Origin of the sequence: Rhodopseudomonas palustris HaA2 (genome assembly GCF_000013365.1) — a bacterium.
Classification (GTDB): domain Bacteria; phylum Pseudomonadota; class Alphaproteobacteria; order Rhizobiales; family Xanthobacteraceae; genus Rhodopseudomonas; species Rhodopseudomonas palustris_J.
Window position 1 is genome coordinate 3,380,765 of sequence record NC_007778.1, and the last position, 13,320, is coordinate 3,394,084.

Here is a 13,320-nt window from a genome sequence, read left to right on the forward strand (position 1 = left end):
ATCGTCTAAGGTCTTCGAACAGGGTTGAAGCGTCCGGTCATGAGCGACATGCTACCAGAAACCAGCACGGCGAAGAAGTTCGATCCCGAGGCTTTCGCGCGTAATCTGGCGCAGGCGATGGAGTGCGGCAGCCAGGCGCTGGCGACGATGCTGAAGCCGAGCGAGCCGATCGACGGTGTCAAGCCGCCGACCGAACTGACGGAGATCGTCAAGACGCTCACCAGCGTCGCCACCTACTGGATGTCCGACCAGACCCGCGCCGCGGAGCTGCAGACGAAGCTCGGCAAATCCTATCTCGAGCTGTGGGGCAACGCCTCCAAGAAGCTCGCCGGCGAGACGGCCGTCGCCCCGACCATCGAGCCGCCGGCGCGCGACAAGCGTTTCGCCGATCCGGACTGGCGAAAGAACCAGTTCTACGAATTCATCATGCAGGCCTATCTGTTGACCTCGCAATGGGCCAACGAGCTGGTCGAGAAGGCCGACGGCCTCGACCCGCACACCAAGCGAAAGGCCGCATTCTACATCCAGCAGATCACCAACGCGATGGCGCCGTCGAACTTCGTGCCGACCAATCCGGAATTGACCCGGCTGACGCTCGAGAACAGCGGCGACAATCTGGTGCGCGGCATGAAGATGCTCGCCGAGGACATCGCCGCCGGCAAAGGCCATCTCAAGATTCGCCAGTCCGACCCGTCCAATCTGGAAGTCGGCGTCAACATGGCGACGACGCCCGGCAAGGTGATCTTCCAGAACGAGATCATGCAACTGATCCAGTACACGCCCGCGACCGAGACGGTGCTGCGCACGCCTCTGCTGATCGTGCCGCCATGGATCAACAAGTTCTACATTCTCGATCTCAAGCCCGAGAAGTCGTTCATCAAATACTGCGTCGACCAGGGTCTCACCGTGTTCGTGATCTCCTGGGTCAATCCCGACAAGCGCCTCGCCGACAAGAGCTTCGCCGACTACATGAAGCTCGGGCCGCTGACCGCGATGGACGTGATCGAGAAGGTCACCGGCGAGCTGAAGGTGCACACCATCGGCTATTGCGTCGGCGGCACCCTGCTCGCCTCGACGCTGGCCTGGCTGGCCGAGCGCCGCCGCCAGCGCGTCACCTCGGCGACCTTCCTGACCACCCAGGTCGATTTCACCCATGCCGGCGACCTCAGCGTGTTCGTCGACGAGGGCCAGATCTCGGCGCTGGAGCGCGACATGCAGACGACCGGCGTGCTCGAAGGCGCCAGGATGGCGATGGCGTTCAACATGCTGCGGTCGAACGACCTGATCTGGTCCTATGTGGTCAGCAACTATCTGAAGGGCCAGCCGCCCGCCGCGTTCGACCTGCTGCACTGGAATTCCGACGCCACCCGGATGCCGGCGGCGAACCACTCTTACTATCTGCGCAACTGTTATCTCGACAACAAGCTGTCGGCCGGCACCATGGTGCTCGACGACACCCCGCTCGATCTGTCGAAGGTCAAGGTGCCGATCTACAACCTCGCCACCCGCGAGGACCACATCGCGCCGGCGGAATCCGTGCTGTACGGTTCGCAATTCTTCGGCGGCCCGGTGAAATACGTGCTGTCCGGCTCCGGCCACATCGCCGGCGTGATCAATCCGCCGGCGGCGAACAAATATCAGTACTGGACCAGCGAGACCATCCGCGCCGGCTCGGTCGCCGAATGGCTGAAGGGCGCGCAGGAGCACAAGGGTTCGTGGTGGCCGGACTGGCGCGAATGGGTCGGCAGTTTCGATCCCGAACAGGTCCCTGCCCGCGGCATCGGCAACGAGACCTATCAGCCGATCGAGGACGCCCCCGGCAGCTACGTCCGGGTGCGATCCTGAGCGGCGGTCGCGAATAGACGGCGGCTCAGGTCCCCGACACCCAGGCCAGCACCAGCGCGAAGCCGGCGAGGCCCACGGTGACGTGGGTGCCGAGCAGCACATTGGCGGCCACCGGCGAGCGGCGGGCCAGCGCGGCGATGAAGCCGGAGAACGCCGACACCGCGAACAGGCCGGCGGCGATCTTGCCGAACGAAATGCCCCCCATCGGCGCCGCGCCGTCCGGCGTGCCGTGCAGCAGCATCACCAGCGTCTCGAGCCCGCCGAAGCCGAGCAGCAGATGCAGCGCCACCAGCCCCTGCCTGCGCTCGCCGCGCATGAACAACAGCAGCAGATACAGCCCGAGCGCCGTCGCAGCGCTCAGGATCACCAGGACAGGAGTTGCCGTCATACCGCCTCCGCATGTCGCGCCGGGTAAAGGTCGCGATCTAATCACGGCCCGGCGCGTCTGGTAAGTCCGACCTGAGACGCAGATCTCGACGCGCCGCGGGATGCTGGAGTCGTCAGTTCGCCTTTTGCGCGGTGACGTGCAGGATGGTCACCGCCTCATTGTCGTAGCCCACATCCCGATTGGCCTCGATCGCCAGCGACGACCACGTGCCGGCTTCGGCATAGCGTTCGCGCAGCCAGTCTTCCGACGGGTAGTTGTAGTAGCGCGCGAGCTTGTCGCGACCCTCGCCGTCGCCGGCCTTGTAGCTCGCATAGAACAACCCGCCGGGCTTCAGCGCGCGCCGGACTCGCGCCAGCACGTCGCCGAGCTGGTCGCGCGGCACGTGCAGCAGACAGGCATTGGCCCAGACGCCCTCATACAGCGCCTCGGCATCGAGCTGGTGAAACAGCAGCGTCTCGACCGGGCGGCCGAGTTTGAGCGCGGCCTGCGCGGCCATCTGCGGCGAACCGTCGGTCGGGCGGACGTCGAAGCCCTGCGCCAGCATATGCGCGCTGTCGGCGCCGGCGCCGCAGCCGAGTTCGAGGATCGCTGCGCCCGCCGGCAACAACGCCAGAAACTGGTTCAGCCGCAGATGGCGGTGCTTGCTCCACGCCGCGTAGTCCGCGGCGTTGCCCTGATAGAACGCGAGCGTCTCCGGATCGAATGCGTCGGTCATGGCGGCGCCTAATCCAGACCCGGCGTTTCCGGCAACCCCAGCATCAGCCGCATGTTCTGCACCGCGGCGCCCGAGGCGCCCTTGCCGAGATTGTCGAGCCGCGCCACCAGCACCGCCTGACGATGCGCATCGCTGCCGAACACGCAGAGTTCCAGCCGGTTGGTCTCGTTCAGCGCCTCCGGCTCGATCCGGCCGTCGCTGATCGCCGCGCTGTCCTGCGGCAGCACCGACACATAGGCGCAGCCGGCATAGCGCGCCTCCAGAGCAGCCTGCAGGTCCGCCACCGCGGGCTTGCCCGGCAATGTGTCAAGATGCAGCGGCACCGACACCAGCATGCCCTGCCGGAAATTGCCGACCGACGGGATGAAGATCGGCCGCCGCGTCAGCTTCGCATAAAGCTGCGTCTCGGCCAGATGCTTGTGCGCGAAGCCGAGCCCGTAGAGCTCGAACGCCGGCGCGGTGCCGGCCTCGTAGGCCGCGATCATCGCCTTGCCGCCGCCGGAATAACCGCTGACCGCGTTGATCGACACCGGGTGGTCCGGCGGGATCAGGCCGGCGTCGACCAGCGGCCGCAGCAGCGCGACCCCGCCGGTCGGGTAGCAGCCCGGATTGGAGACTTTTCGCGCGGCGCGGATCTTCTCGGGCTGGTCCGGCGCCAGCTCGGCGAAGCCATAGGCCCAGTCCGGCGCGACGCGAAACGCGGTCGAGGCGTCGAGCACTTTCGGCGCGTCGCCGCCCATGCCGTCGATCGTCGCCACGGTCTCTTTCGCCGCATCGTCCGGCAGGCACAGGATCACGAGATCGACCTCGGCCATCAGCGCGCGCTTGGCGGCCGTGTCCTTGCGCTTGTCGTCGGCGATATCCTTGACGATGACCTGACCGTGGCGGGCCAGCCGCTCGCGGATGCCGAGCCCGGTGGTGCCGGCGGCGCCGTCGATGAACACGACCGGCTTGCCGCTCCGGCCGGAGGCGGCATCGTTCGTTGGAGTGTCCGTCAGGGTCATCTCGGTTTCCTTCACAATGCCGGCGCGAACGCCGTCGCGGGCTCTATGTAGTCCAACTGCGGCCGCAGCGCGATCATCTGCGCGGCGATCTCTTGCGCCGCCGGGTCGCCCTGCCGCGCCAGCGCGATGGCCACCGCGACATGATCGGCGTCGGATTTGTGCTGGTTCAGCTTGAAGCTGCCCTCGACCAGATCCACCCGCATCATGACGCCGACGATCGCCTTCTTCATCGCGCTGCGCCGCCCGGCCGTCATCTTCGCCGCCGTCCACGGCCGCTTCGGCGCCAGCGAGCTTTCGAAGACCGCGCTGACCTCGTCAAGATGGGAGTCGAGCTCGGCCTCCGACATCACCGCGGCGGCCCCCGTCAGATGCACGCTCTGATACAGCCAGGTCGGCACCTGATCGGGCGAGGCATACCAGTCCGCCGAGACATAAGCCCCCGGCCCGCTCACCGCCATCAGCCACGACGTGCGGCTGTCGGCGAGCGCCGCCAGCGGATTGCCGCGCGCGACGTGAAACGACAGCAGCGGCGTGCCGTTGCTGGAATAGCCGACCGCGAACGGCAGCGGCGACGCCACCGGCTTGCGGCCGTCATGGGCGCAGACGAGACCAAAGCCACGCGCCGCCGCAAAGGCAAGGCATTGCGACCGGTCGGACTTGAAGGGTGGCGGCACGTACATGGCAGGCTCCTGTTAAGACGGAGCCGCCGGGATCAGTTCGCGTGTGGAAGGGGGGAAGAAGATCGACCTGCCGCGGACCGAAACCGGCGGCAGGGGCAACGCTGTCAATCGCGAACAGCCGCTCCCACCGCGCAAATGCGGCGGCGGTTGGCTTTGGCGATGGTCACGGCGTTGATCATGCCGCGTTGATAGTTGCAGAAATTGATACCGTCAAGCCGCGATGCGGCTCCGCAACACTGCTCTGACAAATCGGCGGCAACGCCCGGCATACTTGCAAATCGACCGGGTGCGCTGTATTTCCCGCGCACTGGTCGGCAGTTCACCAAGGCGTCGCTGTCCCGCAAGGGAAGCTAAACCTGCCACGTTCCCTGATCCGGCAGACACTTGTCCCGTGCCGCGTCGAAAGTCAGCGACCATCGACATTTTCGTTCGGCACGATCGAGGATGAGGTCATGACCAGAACTATTTTCCCCTATGCGGCGCCCGATGTCTCGACGCTGGCACGCGCGCTCGGCCGCGAACTCGAAGCGCAGGACCGCAAGCTCGGCCACGTCCAGCTGCTGAACCTCCTGACCCGCGCCGCCGGTTTCCGCAACTTCCAGCATTTCCGCGCCCAGTTCGACGCCGCGGACGAGTTGCAGCGGCAGCCCGAACCCGAGCCGGTGGCGGATCTGCAAAAGGTCGCCCGCGTCGCCCGCTATTTCGACGGCGCAGGCGGGCTGACGCGCTGGCCGAAAAAGGCCAGCCACCGCGTGTTGTGCCTGTGGGTGCTGTGGTCGCGCGTCCCCGCCGGCCAGGAGATGAGCGAGAAGCCGTTCAACGAATGGCTCGCCGCGCATCACGGCTTCGGCGACCACGCGCTGCTGCGCCGCGAGCTGTGCGATCACGGCCTGATGACGCGGACGCGCGACGGCCGGGTCTATCGCCGGATCGAGCAGAAGCCGCCGCCCGAAGCCGTGGCCCTGATCCGCGCCCTCGCGCCGCGCCGCGCGGCCTGACGGCACGCCGGCTGACAATTTCAAGAGGCACACCATGCTGAATCCCCTGAACCGGGGCCGCGCCTTTGCGCGCGCCGCCCTGCCCGTCCTCGTACCCACCGCGCGAGGCATCATCGAACTCGCCGAATCCGGCGACGGCCCTGCCGTGCTGGCGCTGCATGGCGGCATGGGCGGCTATGACCAGAGCCTGCTGCTGGCGCGCGCGACGCTCGGCGACGATCCACGCCATCGCGTGCTGGCGCTGTCGCGCCCCGGCTATCTCGGCACGCCGCAGGCGCGCGGCGCAACGCCCGAGCAGCAGGCCGATCTCTATGCCGCGCTGCTCGACACACTCGGCATCGACAGAGCGATCGTCATCGCGGTCTCGGCCGGCGGGCCGTCGGCACTGCATTTCGGGCTGCGCCATCCGTCGCGCTGCGCCGGCGTGGTGCTGGTGTCGTGCTGCACCGGCACGCTCGAGGTGCCGCCACAGGTACGGTCGCGCCTGCCGATGATGAAATGGATCGCCCGGGTGCCGGGCCTCGTCGCGCTGATGCGCTGGGGTGCGGCGCGCGATCCGGACAAGGCGGCAAGCCGCTCGATCCGCGATCCGGAGCTGCGCGCGCGGACGCTGGCTCACCCCATCGCCGGCGCGATGCTGGCAGAGTTGCAGACCGGCGTGTTCACCCGGATGGCGCAGCGGCTGCCCGGCACGCTGACCGACACCGCGACCTTTGCCGCGATGCCGCCGATCGACGTCTCGGCCCTGGCGCCGCCGCTGCTGGCGATCCACGGCACAGCCGACGCGGTGGTGCCGTTCGCCCACGCCGAGCGCGTCGCCCGCGCCGCGCCGCACGGCGAGCTGCTGGCGATCGAGGGAGGCGAGCACGTCAGCCTCTTCACCCACCTCGACGAGGTGCGCGCGCGGGTCGGTGATTTCGTCAGCAAATGCTGCTCCACGTGATCACTCGCGATCTGATCGCGGCGTCAGCCAAGCCGGCAGCGAGCTCCCTCGCCCCGCCCTTGCGGGGAGAGGGTTGGGGTGAGGGGCGACACGAGTCGCGGACTCTCGCCTCAAGTGCAGAACAGATGCGCTCGGCCTCGTCGAGACGCCCCCTCACCCGCCCGGCTTCGCTGCGCTCCGCCGGACGACCTCTCCCCGCGCGCGGGGAGAGGTGACTTCCCGTCATTGCGAGGAGCGAAGCGACGAAGCAATCCAGATTAGTGCATCGATCACTGGATTGCTTCGCTTCGCTCGCAATGACGAAATCAGCGCGCGCCGACGACGGTCTTCAGATCACCGGGCTCCACGGCGCCGGCACCAGGCGATAGCCGCTGCCGTCCTTCTGGACGTAGCCGTTGGCGGGGAACGGATAGTGGAAGCCCTGCACCCGCATCTTGTCGGCGACCAGCATGTCGTAGACCTTGCGGCGGGTGGTCTCGGCCATCGCCGGGTCCTGGTCGAACATCAGGTGCCAGCCGGGATTGGCGACGAACAGCGCCGGCAAATTGGTGATGTCGGACTGAATGAACACCTTGTCCGAACCGGACGACAGCACGAACGAGGTGTGCCCCGGGGTGTGGCCGGCCGATTCCACCGCGAGCAGGCCGGGTGCGACGTCCTTGCCCCATTCATACGGCGTGACCTTCTTGTTCAGCCCGGCCTCGAACACCCGGCGGGCGTTCTTGAACACGCCCTGCATCCGCTCGCCGGAGGCGCGGCTCATCTCGCCGTCGTCCATGAAGTACTTCCACTCCGCCGCCGGCACCAGCACCTCGGCATTGGGAAACGCCGGCTGGTTGTCGGCGCCGAGCAGGCCGTTGATGTGGTCGCCGTGGAAATGCGAGATCACCACGATGTCGACCGCCTTGGGATCGAGGCCGGCGGCCGCCATGTTGCCGGCGAACTGCCCGACATTGCCCTTGCTCGACGCAAACGCGGCGGGGCCGTTGCCGGTGTCGACCACGACCAGCTTGCCGCCGGTGTTGATCACCAGCGGGGCGAAGTTGATCGAGATCCTGTCCTTGGGCAGGAAGGCCGCTTCGAGCGCCTTGTTGACCTCGTCCTTCTTGGCGTTGAGCACGAAGCTGTCGCCGAGCGGAAAGCTGTTCACGCCGTCGGAGATCACGTTCACCTGTGCGTCGCCGACCTTGTAACGGTAGAAGCTCGGCGCCTGCTTGTCGGCGAGCGGGGCGGCCGCCTCGGCGGGAGCACTGCGCAGCAACGGCGCGGCCGCGAGTGCGGCGGCGGCAGTCAGGGCGTGACGTCGGGTCATGTCCATGGCGGTTCCTCGGATGGGTTGGTTCGGGCCGGCGGCACTCTACGCCGCGGCCGATGACTTGTTTGCGTCATGACGACAGTTTGATCGCGCGGGACGCAGCACGCGACCCGATCCACAACACCGCCGGGCGTTGCATATTCCGCTGCCGCTCTGCGTCAGATCGACCGCACCAGCCAGTTCGCTCCGATCGACAGCGCATCGCCGAACAGCAGCAGCACCGCCGACCACACCAGCGCCGACAGCACATTGGCGATCTGGAAATGCCAATACGGCATCTCGAAGATGCCCGCCGCGAGCGGCACCGAGGCGCGCAGCGGCCCGAAGAAGCGGCCGATGAAGATGCTCGGCACCCCCCATTTCTGCACGAAGTCCTCGCCGCGCAGCAGCAGCCCGGGGAACTTCGACAGCGGCCACATCTGGGCGACGCTGTCCTTGTAGCGATAGCCGAACCAGTACGACAGCCAATCGCCAAGCGAGGCACCGAGCGCAGCGCCGAGCCACACCGGCCAGAAACTGATGCCGCTGGCGCCGACCAGCGCGCCGATCGCCACCAGCGCGCCCCAGGCCGGCACCACCAGCGAGATGAAGGCGAGCGATTCCCCGAACGCCAGCACCAGCACCACCGGCGCGGCCCAGGCCTGGTGCTCGCGCACGAAATCGATGAGGCCGCGAAATGCTTCTTCCATTGTCCCTTCCGACCTGCGGGCGACCCGCCGGCGGTTCATCTTGCTGTCGCATAGCACGGCCCCCCGCCCTTCCGACAAGCGCCGCCCCCCGTGACGGATTGCCCGGGGCCGGTCGCAAAGCAGACCGCGATGGCCCGAATGCGGCCGACGGGCTCGCAACCGGGGTTCTGCACGCCCAGGTGACGGTTTGCACGTCACACCACCGCGACCGAGCCGCGATCGGCGGTATCATGCGGCGGATGGCGACAGGCTCTGCCCTTCCCATTCCGCCGGCTCCGGCCTATATGCGCGTTCCGGCGGTGGGCCGGCCGGGTGGTCGCGGCAGGGCGGCGACTGCGACCGGATGCCCGCTCCGGCCTGCCGGCGTCACCATCCGCAGCGCTTCCATGGCATAGTTGACCGCACCGATTCGGCGGGCGCGCGGCGCCGGCGGCAGGCAATCCGATCTCGAGACGACTCCAGCACAGCTTCAGGACTCATGGCCAAGGCATTGAAGGCGAGCAGCAAATCGAAACCGGCCTCCGACCTGTTCGGAGCCGCGGCGAAATCCGGTGCGCCGCGCGCGGCCGCCAAGCCGACCGGCGGCGCCGAGGCCGGTTACACCGCCGCCGACATCGAGGTGCTCGAAGGGCTGGAGCCGGTGCGGCGCCGCCCCGGCATGTATATCGGCGGCACCGACGAGAAGGCGCTGCATCACCTGTTCGCCGAAGTGATCGACAACTCGATGGACGAGGCGCTGGCCGGCCACGCCACCTTCATCGAGGTCGAGCTCGGCGCCGACGGCTACCTCACCGTCTCCGACAACGGCCGCGGCATCCCCGTTGATCCGCATCCGAAATTTCCGAAAAAGTCGGCGCTCGAAGTGATCATGTGCACGCTGCATGCCGGCGGCAAATTCGACAGCAAGGTGTACGAGACCTCGGGCGGTCTGCACGGCGTCGGCGTCAGCGTCGTCAATGCGTTGTCGTCGCTGCTTGAAGTGGAAGTCGCGCGCGGCCAGCAACTCTACCGCATGGTGTTCGCGCGCGGCATCCCGCAGGGCAAGCTGGAGAGCCTGGGCAAGATCAACAACCGCCGCGGCACCCGCGTCCGCTTCAAGCCCGACACCGACATCTTCGGCGCCAAAGCGGCGTTCAAGCCGCAGCGGCTGTTCAAGATGGCGCGGTCGAAGGCGTATCTGTTCGGCGGCGTCGAGATCCGCTGGAAGTGCGACCCCGAATTGCTGAAGGGTGTCGAGGATGTTCCGCCCGAGGACACCTTCCACTTCCCCGGCGGCCTGAAGGACTATCTCGGCGCGGCGATCCACGCCGACACGCTGGTGCATCCCGACATTTTCTCCGGCAAGTCCGGCCGCAACGGCGCCCACGGCGCCTGCGAATGGGCCGTCGCCTGGACCGCGGACGCCGACGGCTTCCTGTCGTCCTACTGCAACACGGTGCCGACGCCCGACGGCGGCACCCATGAATCCGGCATGCGCTCCGCTTTGCTGCGCGGCCTCAAGGATCACGCCGAGCGCGTCGGCCAGGGCAAGCGCGCCTCGTCGATCACCTCCGAAGACGTCATGGTCGGCGCCGCGGTGATGCTCAGCGTGTTCGTGCGCGAGCCGGAATTCCAGGGCCAGACCAAGGACCGCCTCGCCACCGCCGAAGCGCAGAAGATCGTCGAACAGGCGATCAAGGACCCGTTCGACCATTGGCTGTCCGGCAACCCGGTGCAGGCCAACAAGCTCCTGGACTTCGTCGTCGAGCGCGCCGAGGAGCGGCTGCGCCGCCGCCAGGAAAAGGAAATCTCGCGCAAGACCGCGGTGAAGAAGCTGCGGCTGCCCGGCAAGCTCGCCGACTGCACCAACACCGCCGCCGAAGGCTCCGAACTGTTCATCGTCGAGGGCGATTCGGCCGGCGGCAGCGCCAAGCAGGCGCGCGACCGCAAGACGCAAGCTGTGCTCCCCTTGCGCGGCAAAATCCTCAACGTCGCCTCGGCGACCAAGGACAAGGTGGTGGCGAACGCCCAGCTCTCCGACCTGATGCAGGCGATCGGCTGCGGCACCGGCGTGAACTACCGCGAGGAAGATCTGCGCTACGCGCGCATCATCATCATGACCGACGCCGACGTCGACGGCGCGCATATCGCCTCGCTGCTGATCACCTTCTTCTATCGGCAGATGCCGAAGCTGATCGACGAAGGCCACCTCTATCTCGCGGTGCCGCCGCTGTACCGCCTGACCCATGGCGCCAAGACCGTCTACGCCCGCGACGACGCCCACAAGGACGAGCTGCTGAAGAAGGAATTCAACGCCAACGCCAAGGTCGATGTCGGCCGCTTCAAAGGCCTCGGCGAGATGATGCCCGCCCAGCTCAAGGAAACCACCATGGACCCGGCGCGCCGCACGTTGCTGCGCGTCAGCCTGCTGGACATCGACCGCGACGGCACCGCCGATTCCGTCGAGCGCCTGATGGGCACCAAGGCCGAAGCAAGGTTCGCCTTCATCAGCGACAAGGCGGAATTCGCGAGCGAGGATCTGCTGGACGTGTGAACCCGATACGAAAGCGCTGCGCATGCTTACGCATTTAAAACTACAAAACTTCAAATCTTGGAGAAATGCCAATATCGCACTCGCGCCACTTACAGCCCTCTATGGCGCTAATTCATCCGGGAAAAGCAGCATAATTCAGTTCTTATTGATGCTGAAGCAAACGAAGGACTCGCAGGACCGGTCGTTAGCGCTCGACTTCGGAGGAGTCGAATCCCCCGCAGACCTTGGATCATTCAAGGATGCAGTCTTCTTTCACCAGGAAGATAATGCCATCTCCTGGCAACTCGACTGGCATCTCAAGAGCGACCTAAAAATTGCAGACCCATCCGGAAAGCGAACTGACTATCTGTTTGAAGGAAGGGAGATCAAGATTTCTTCCTCAGTTAGACTTCGTAACAAGCAGGCGGTCGGCGAGTATCTCGAATACGATTTTGCAGGAACACAATTTACTCTCAAACGCGCAAGAGAACGACCTGCGTTTCAATTAGACACGCAAGGTCCGAACGACTTTCGGTTCATCCGAACGCTGGGACGCAAGTGGGATTTGCCGGGCCCAACAAAATCCTACGCCTTTCCCGATCAAGCTCGACTCTACTTCCAAAATTCTCAGTTTCTGAGCGAATTTGAGAACGAGTACGTCAAACAGATGGATAGCCTGATTCATCTTGGCCCGCTCCGAGACTACCCCAAACGTCAGTATATTTGGGCTGGATCTAGCCCGATCGACGTTGGGCGGACCGGCGAGCGGACTATCGAGGCTATACTTGCCGCCACCTCCCGGAACGAAGTCAGAAACCTTCGCGCCAAAGCTCGACTAAGGCCATTTCAAGAGATGATAGCTTGGTGGCTTAGGGAAATGGGCCTCATCCACTCATTTAAACTCGTGGAGATCGGTTCTGGTGCTGGACTTTATCGAACTGTAATCAAGCGCGACCCTGAATCTCCAGAAACGCTTATAACGGATGTTGGATTCGGAATTTCTCAGATTCTTCCCGCTCTCGTTCTACTATACTACGCACCTGAGGGATCGACGATCGTACTCGAACAACCAGAAATACATCTTCATCCCGCAATTCAGTCTTCTCTTGCAGACTTGATCATAACCGCAATTAAGACCCGCAACATACAGGTCATTCTCGAGAGCCACAGCGAGCATCTGCTCATGCGACTATTGAGGCGAGTAGCCGAGGGTAACAAGTCACCATATCCCGAGATTGAACCCCAAGATATGAAGGTTTATTTTTGCCAAGCTCGTGACGGAGAATCACGAGCGGAGGAATTGAAGGTGAACTTGTTCGGCTCGATCGAGAATTGGCCAACCGATTTCTTCGGCGATCAATTTGGAGAGATCGCAGCGCGCGAGGAGGCGGCTATCCAGAAACAAGCCGCATTGAGCAAACGTGCGCGCAATCGTTGATGAAAACGTGGCGATTGTCGCAAATGATGTTTCGCGGCAGATCAAACAAGCCCCTCAAGCCTCGATCGCTTGTCGAATGGCGTGCATCGATGCGCTGAAAAAAGTTGTTAAGAATGGGATTGTTGTATTGGATGACGCGGGTGAGGTGCTTGCGAAATATCGCCATTACCTGAATGGCCGGGGACTGCCAGGCGTTGGCGATGCATTCCTCCGGCACATTGTCGAGAATCAATACAATCCTAGAAAGGTTCGAAGACAGGCACTCAGAAGGAACGAAGATGGCAGCTTTGCCGATTTTCCTGTCGATGCTAGCTTAGCTCGCTTCGATCCAGCAGATCGGATCTTTGTAGCACTTGCTTGCGCGGTGTCTGATCGATGTTCAATCTTAAATGCAGTGGACAGCGACTACTCAATTCACATTAAAGACTTAAGCTCGTTTGGGGTGGAGGTCGTTGAACTATGCCCTGACTGTCTTCGAAAAGGCTAACGAAGGCCATACAAGGGCTTTAAAGGGCACTGCTTAGCGAGGCCGATGACAATTGGAGACCTCCCCATGCGCATACTCTTCCTCGTCATCGGCATCATCGCCCTGTTGATGGGCCTGGTCTGGACCGGCCAGGGCGCCGGGCTGATTCAATGGCCGGAACAGAGCTTCATGATCAATCAGTCGCAATGGATGTGGTACGGCGCTTCCACCGCGTTCGGCGGCTTCCTGCTGATCATGATCTCGCGCAAGTTGTGACGTCCGTAGCACTGAACGTAGGGTGGCGCTGAGCGCAGCGAAGCCCACGCG

14 protein-coding genes are annotated in these 13,320 nt (G+C 64.6%); 7 read left to right on the top strand and 7 right to left on the bottom strand.

Annotated features, from left to right (window positions below; all coding sequences use genetic code 11):
- Positions 1-39 precede the first annotated feature (39 nt).
- Positions 40-1,845, top strand: a complete 1,806-nt coding sequence (locus RPB_RS14975) for a PHA/PHB synthase family protein (protein WP_011441855.1) — start codon at positions 40-42, stop codon at positions 1,843-1,845.
- A gap of 25 nt (positions 1,846-1,870) precedes the next feature.
- On the opposite strand, the gene RPB_RS14980 is transcribed toward RPB_RS14975, so the two are convergent.
- The 5 genes from RPB_RS14980 to RPB_RS24610 all read right to left on the bottom strand — a co-directional run bounded on the left by RPB_RS14980 (position 1,871) and on the right by RPB_RS24610 (position 4,901).
- Positions 1,871-2,233, bottom strand: coding sequence for a hypothetical protein (locus tag RPB_RS14980; RefSeq protein ID WP_011441856.1), 363 nt, complete (start codon positions 2,231-2,233; stop codon positions 1,871-1,873).
- Positions 2,234-2,345: 112 nt separating this feature from the next.
- Positions 2,346-2,948: a class I SAM-dependent methyltransferase gene (locus tag RPB_RS14985; protein ID WP_011441857.1), complete on the bottom strand. Its 603-nt coding sequence runs from the start codon at positions 2,946-2,948 to the stop codon at positions 2,346-2,348.
- 8 nt (positions 2,949-2,956) lie between these two features.
- The gene (argC, locus tag RPB_RS14990; RefSeq protein WP_011441858.1) at positions 2,957-3,952 is read right to left on the bottom strand and encodes an N-acetyl-gamma-glutamyl-phosphate reductase; all 996 of its coding nucleotides are present in this window, start codon (positions 3,950-3,952) and stop codon (positions 2,957-2,959) included.
- Between the two features lie 11 nt (positions 3,953-3,963).
- Positions 3,964-4,632 carry an FMN-binding negative transcriptional regulator gene (locus RPB_RS14995; RefSeq protein ID WP_011441859.1) on the bottom strand — a complete coding sequence of 223 codons (669 nt, stop codon included), beginning with the start codon at positions 4,630-4,632 and terminating at the stop codon, positions 3,964-3,966.
- Between the two features lie 104 nt (positions 4,633-4,736).
- Complete coding sequence (locus RPB_RS24610) at positions 4,737-4,901, bottom strand: hypothetical protein (RefSeq protein ID WP_157038829.1); 165 nt, start codon at positions 4,899-4,901, stop codon at positions 4,737-4,739.
- A gap of 183 nt (positions 4,902-5,084) precedes the next feature.
- Between RPB_RS24610 and RPB_RS15000 the strand changes: the two genes are divergently transcribed.
- Both RPB_RS15000 and RPB_RS15005 read left to right on the top strand, forming a co-directional pair.
- Complete coding sequence (locus RPB_RS15000) at positions 5,085-5,630, top strand: DUF2087 domain-containing protein (RefSeq protein WP_011441860.1); 546 nt, start codon at positions 5,085-5,087, stop codon at positions 5,628-5,630.
- Between the two features lie 34 nt (positions 5,631-5,664).
- Positions 5,665-6,573, top strand: coding sequence for an alpha/beta fold hydrolase (locus RPB_RS15005; protein ID WP_011441861.1), 909 nt, complete (start codon positions 5,665-5,667; stop codon positions 6,571-6,573).
- A gap of 328 nt (positions 6,574-6,901) precedes the next feature.
- Here RPB_RS15005 and RPB_RS15010 read toward each other — a convergent pair whose 3' ends face one another.
- On the bottom strand, positions 6,902-7,891 hold the full coding sequence (locus RPB_RS15010) for an MBL fold metallo-hydrolase (RefSeq protein ID WP_011441862.1): 990 nt from the start codon (positions 7,889-7,891) through the stop codon (positions 6,902-6,904).
- A 155-nt stretch (positions 7,892-8,046) separates the two neighbouring features.
- The gene (locus RPB_RS15015) at positions 8,047-8,577 is read right to left on the bottom strand and encodes a DedA family protein (protein ID WP_011441863.1); all 531 of its coding nucleotides are present in this window, start codon (positions 8,575-8,577) and stop codon (positions 8,047-8,049) included.
- Between the two features lie 478 nt (positions 8,578-9,055).
- Between RPB_RS15015 and parE the strand changes: the two genes are divergently transcribed.
- The 4 genes from parE (at position 9,056) to RPB_RS15030 (ending at position 13,269) form a co-directional block, all read left to right on the top strand.
- Positions 9,056-11,110 carry a DNA topoisomerase IV subunit B gene (gene parE, locus RPB_RS15020; protein WP_011441864.1) on the top strand — a complete coding sequence of 685 codons (2,055 nt, stop codon included), beginning with the start codon at positions 9,056-9,058 and terminating at the stop codon, positions 11,108-11,110.
- Positions 11,111-11,132: 22 nt separating this feature from the next.
- On the top strand, positions 11,133-12,527 hold the full coding sequence (locus RPB_RS15025; protein ID WP_011441865.1) for an AAA family ATPase: 1,395 nt from the start codon (positions 11,133-11,135) through the stop codon (positions 12,525-12,527).
- Positions 12,511-13,014 carry a hypothetical protein gene (locus RPB_RS24615; RefSeq protein WP_011441866.1) on the top strand — a complete coding sequence of 168 codons (504 nt, stop codon included), beginning with the start codon at positions 12,511-12,513 and terminating at the stop codon, positions 13,012-13,014. Before RPB_RS15025 ends, RPB_RS24615 begins: the two co-directional genes overlap by 17 nt.
- Before the next feature lie 66 nt (positions 13,015-13,080).
- Complete coding sequence (locus RPB_RS15030) at positions 13,081-13,269, top strand: hypothetical protein (RefSeq protein ID WP_011441867.1); 189 nt, start codon at positions 13,081-13,083, stop codon at positions 13,267-13,269.
- Positions 13,270-13,320: the final 51 nt, after the last annotated feature.

Excerpts from the sequence above, each read along its gene's own strand:
- RPB_RS14975 (WP_011441855.1), top strand. The coding sequence starts at position 40 with ATGAGCGACATGCTACCAGAAACCAGCACGGCGAAGAAGTTCGATCCC.
- RPB_RS14980 (WP_011441856.1), bottom strand. The coding sequence starts at position 2,233 with ATGACGGCAACTCCTGTCCTGGTGATCCTGAGCGCTGCGACGGCGCTC.
- RPB_RS14985 (WP_011441857.1), bottom strand. The coding sequence starts at position 2,948 with ATGACCGACGCATTCGATCCGGAGACGCTCGCGTTCTATCAGGGCAAC.
- argC (WP_011441858.1), bottom strand. The coding sequence starts at position 3,952 with ATGACCCTGACGGACACTCCAACGAACGATGCCGCCTCCGGCCGGAGC.
- RPB_RS14995 (WP_011441859.1), bottom strand. The coding sequence starts at position 4,632 with ATGTACGTGCCGCCACCCTTCAAGTCCGACCGGTCGCAATGCCTTGCC.
- RPB_RS24610 (WP_157038829.1), bottom strand. The coding sequence starts at position 4,901 with ATGCCGGGCGTTGCCGCCGATTTGTCAGAGCAGTGTTGCGGAGCCGCA.
- RPB_RS15000 (WP_011441860.1), top strand. The coding sequence starts at position 5,085 with ATGACCAGAACTATTTTCCCCTATGCGGCGCCCGATGTCTCGACGCTG.
- RPB_RS15005 (WP_011441861.1), top strand. The coding sequence starts at position 5,665 with ATGCTGAATCCCCTGAACCGGGGCCGCGCCTTTGCGCGCGCCGCCCTG.
- RPB_RS15010 (WP_011441862.1), bottom strand. The coding sequence starts at position 7,891 with ATGGACATGACCCGACGTCACGCCCTGACTGCCGCCGCCGCACTCGCG.
- RPB_RS15015 (WP_011441863.1), bottom strand. The coding sequence starts at position 8,577 with ATGGAAGAAGCATTTCGCGGCCTCATCGATTTCGTGCGCGAGCACCAG.
- parE (WP_011441864.1), top strand. The coding sequence starts at position 9,056 with ATGGCCAAGGCATTGAAGGCGAGCAGCAAATCGAAACCGGCCTCCGAC.
- RPB_RS15025 (WP_011441865.1), top strand. The coding sequence starts at position 11,133 with ATGCTTACGCATTTAAAACTACAAAACTTCAAATCTTGGAGAAATGCC.
- RPB_RS15030 (WP_011441867.1), top strand. The coding sequence starts at position 13,081 with ATGCGCATACTCTTCCTCGTCATCGGCATCATCGCCCTGTTGATGGGC.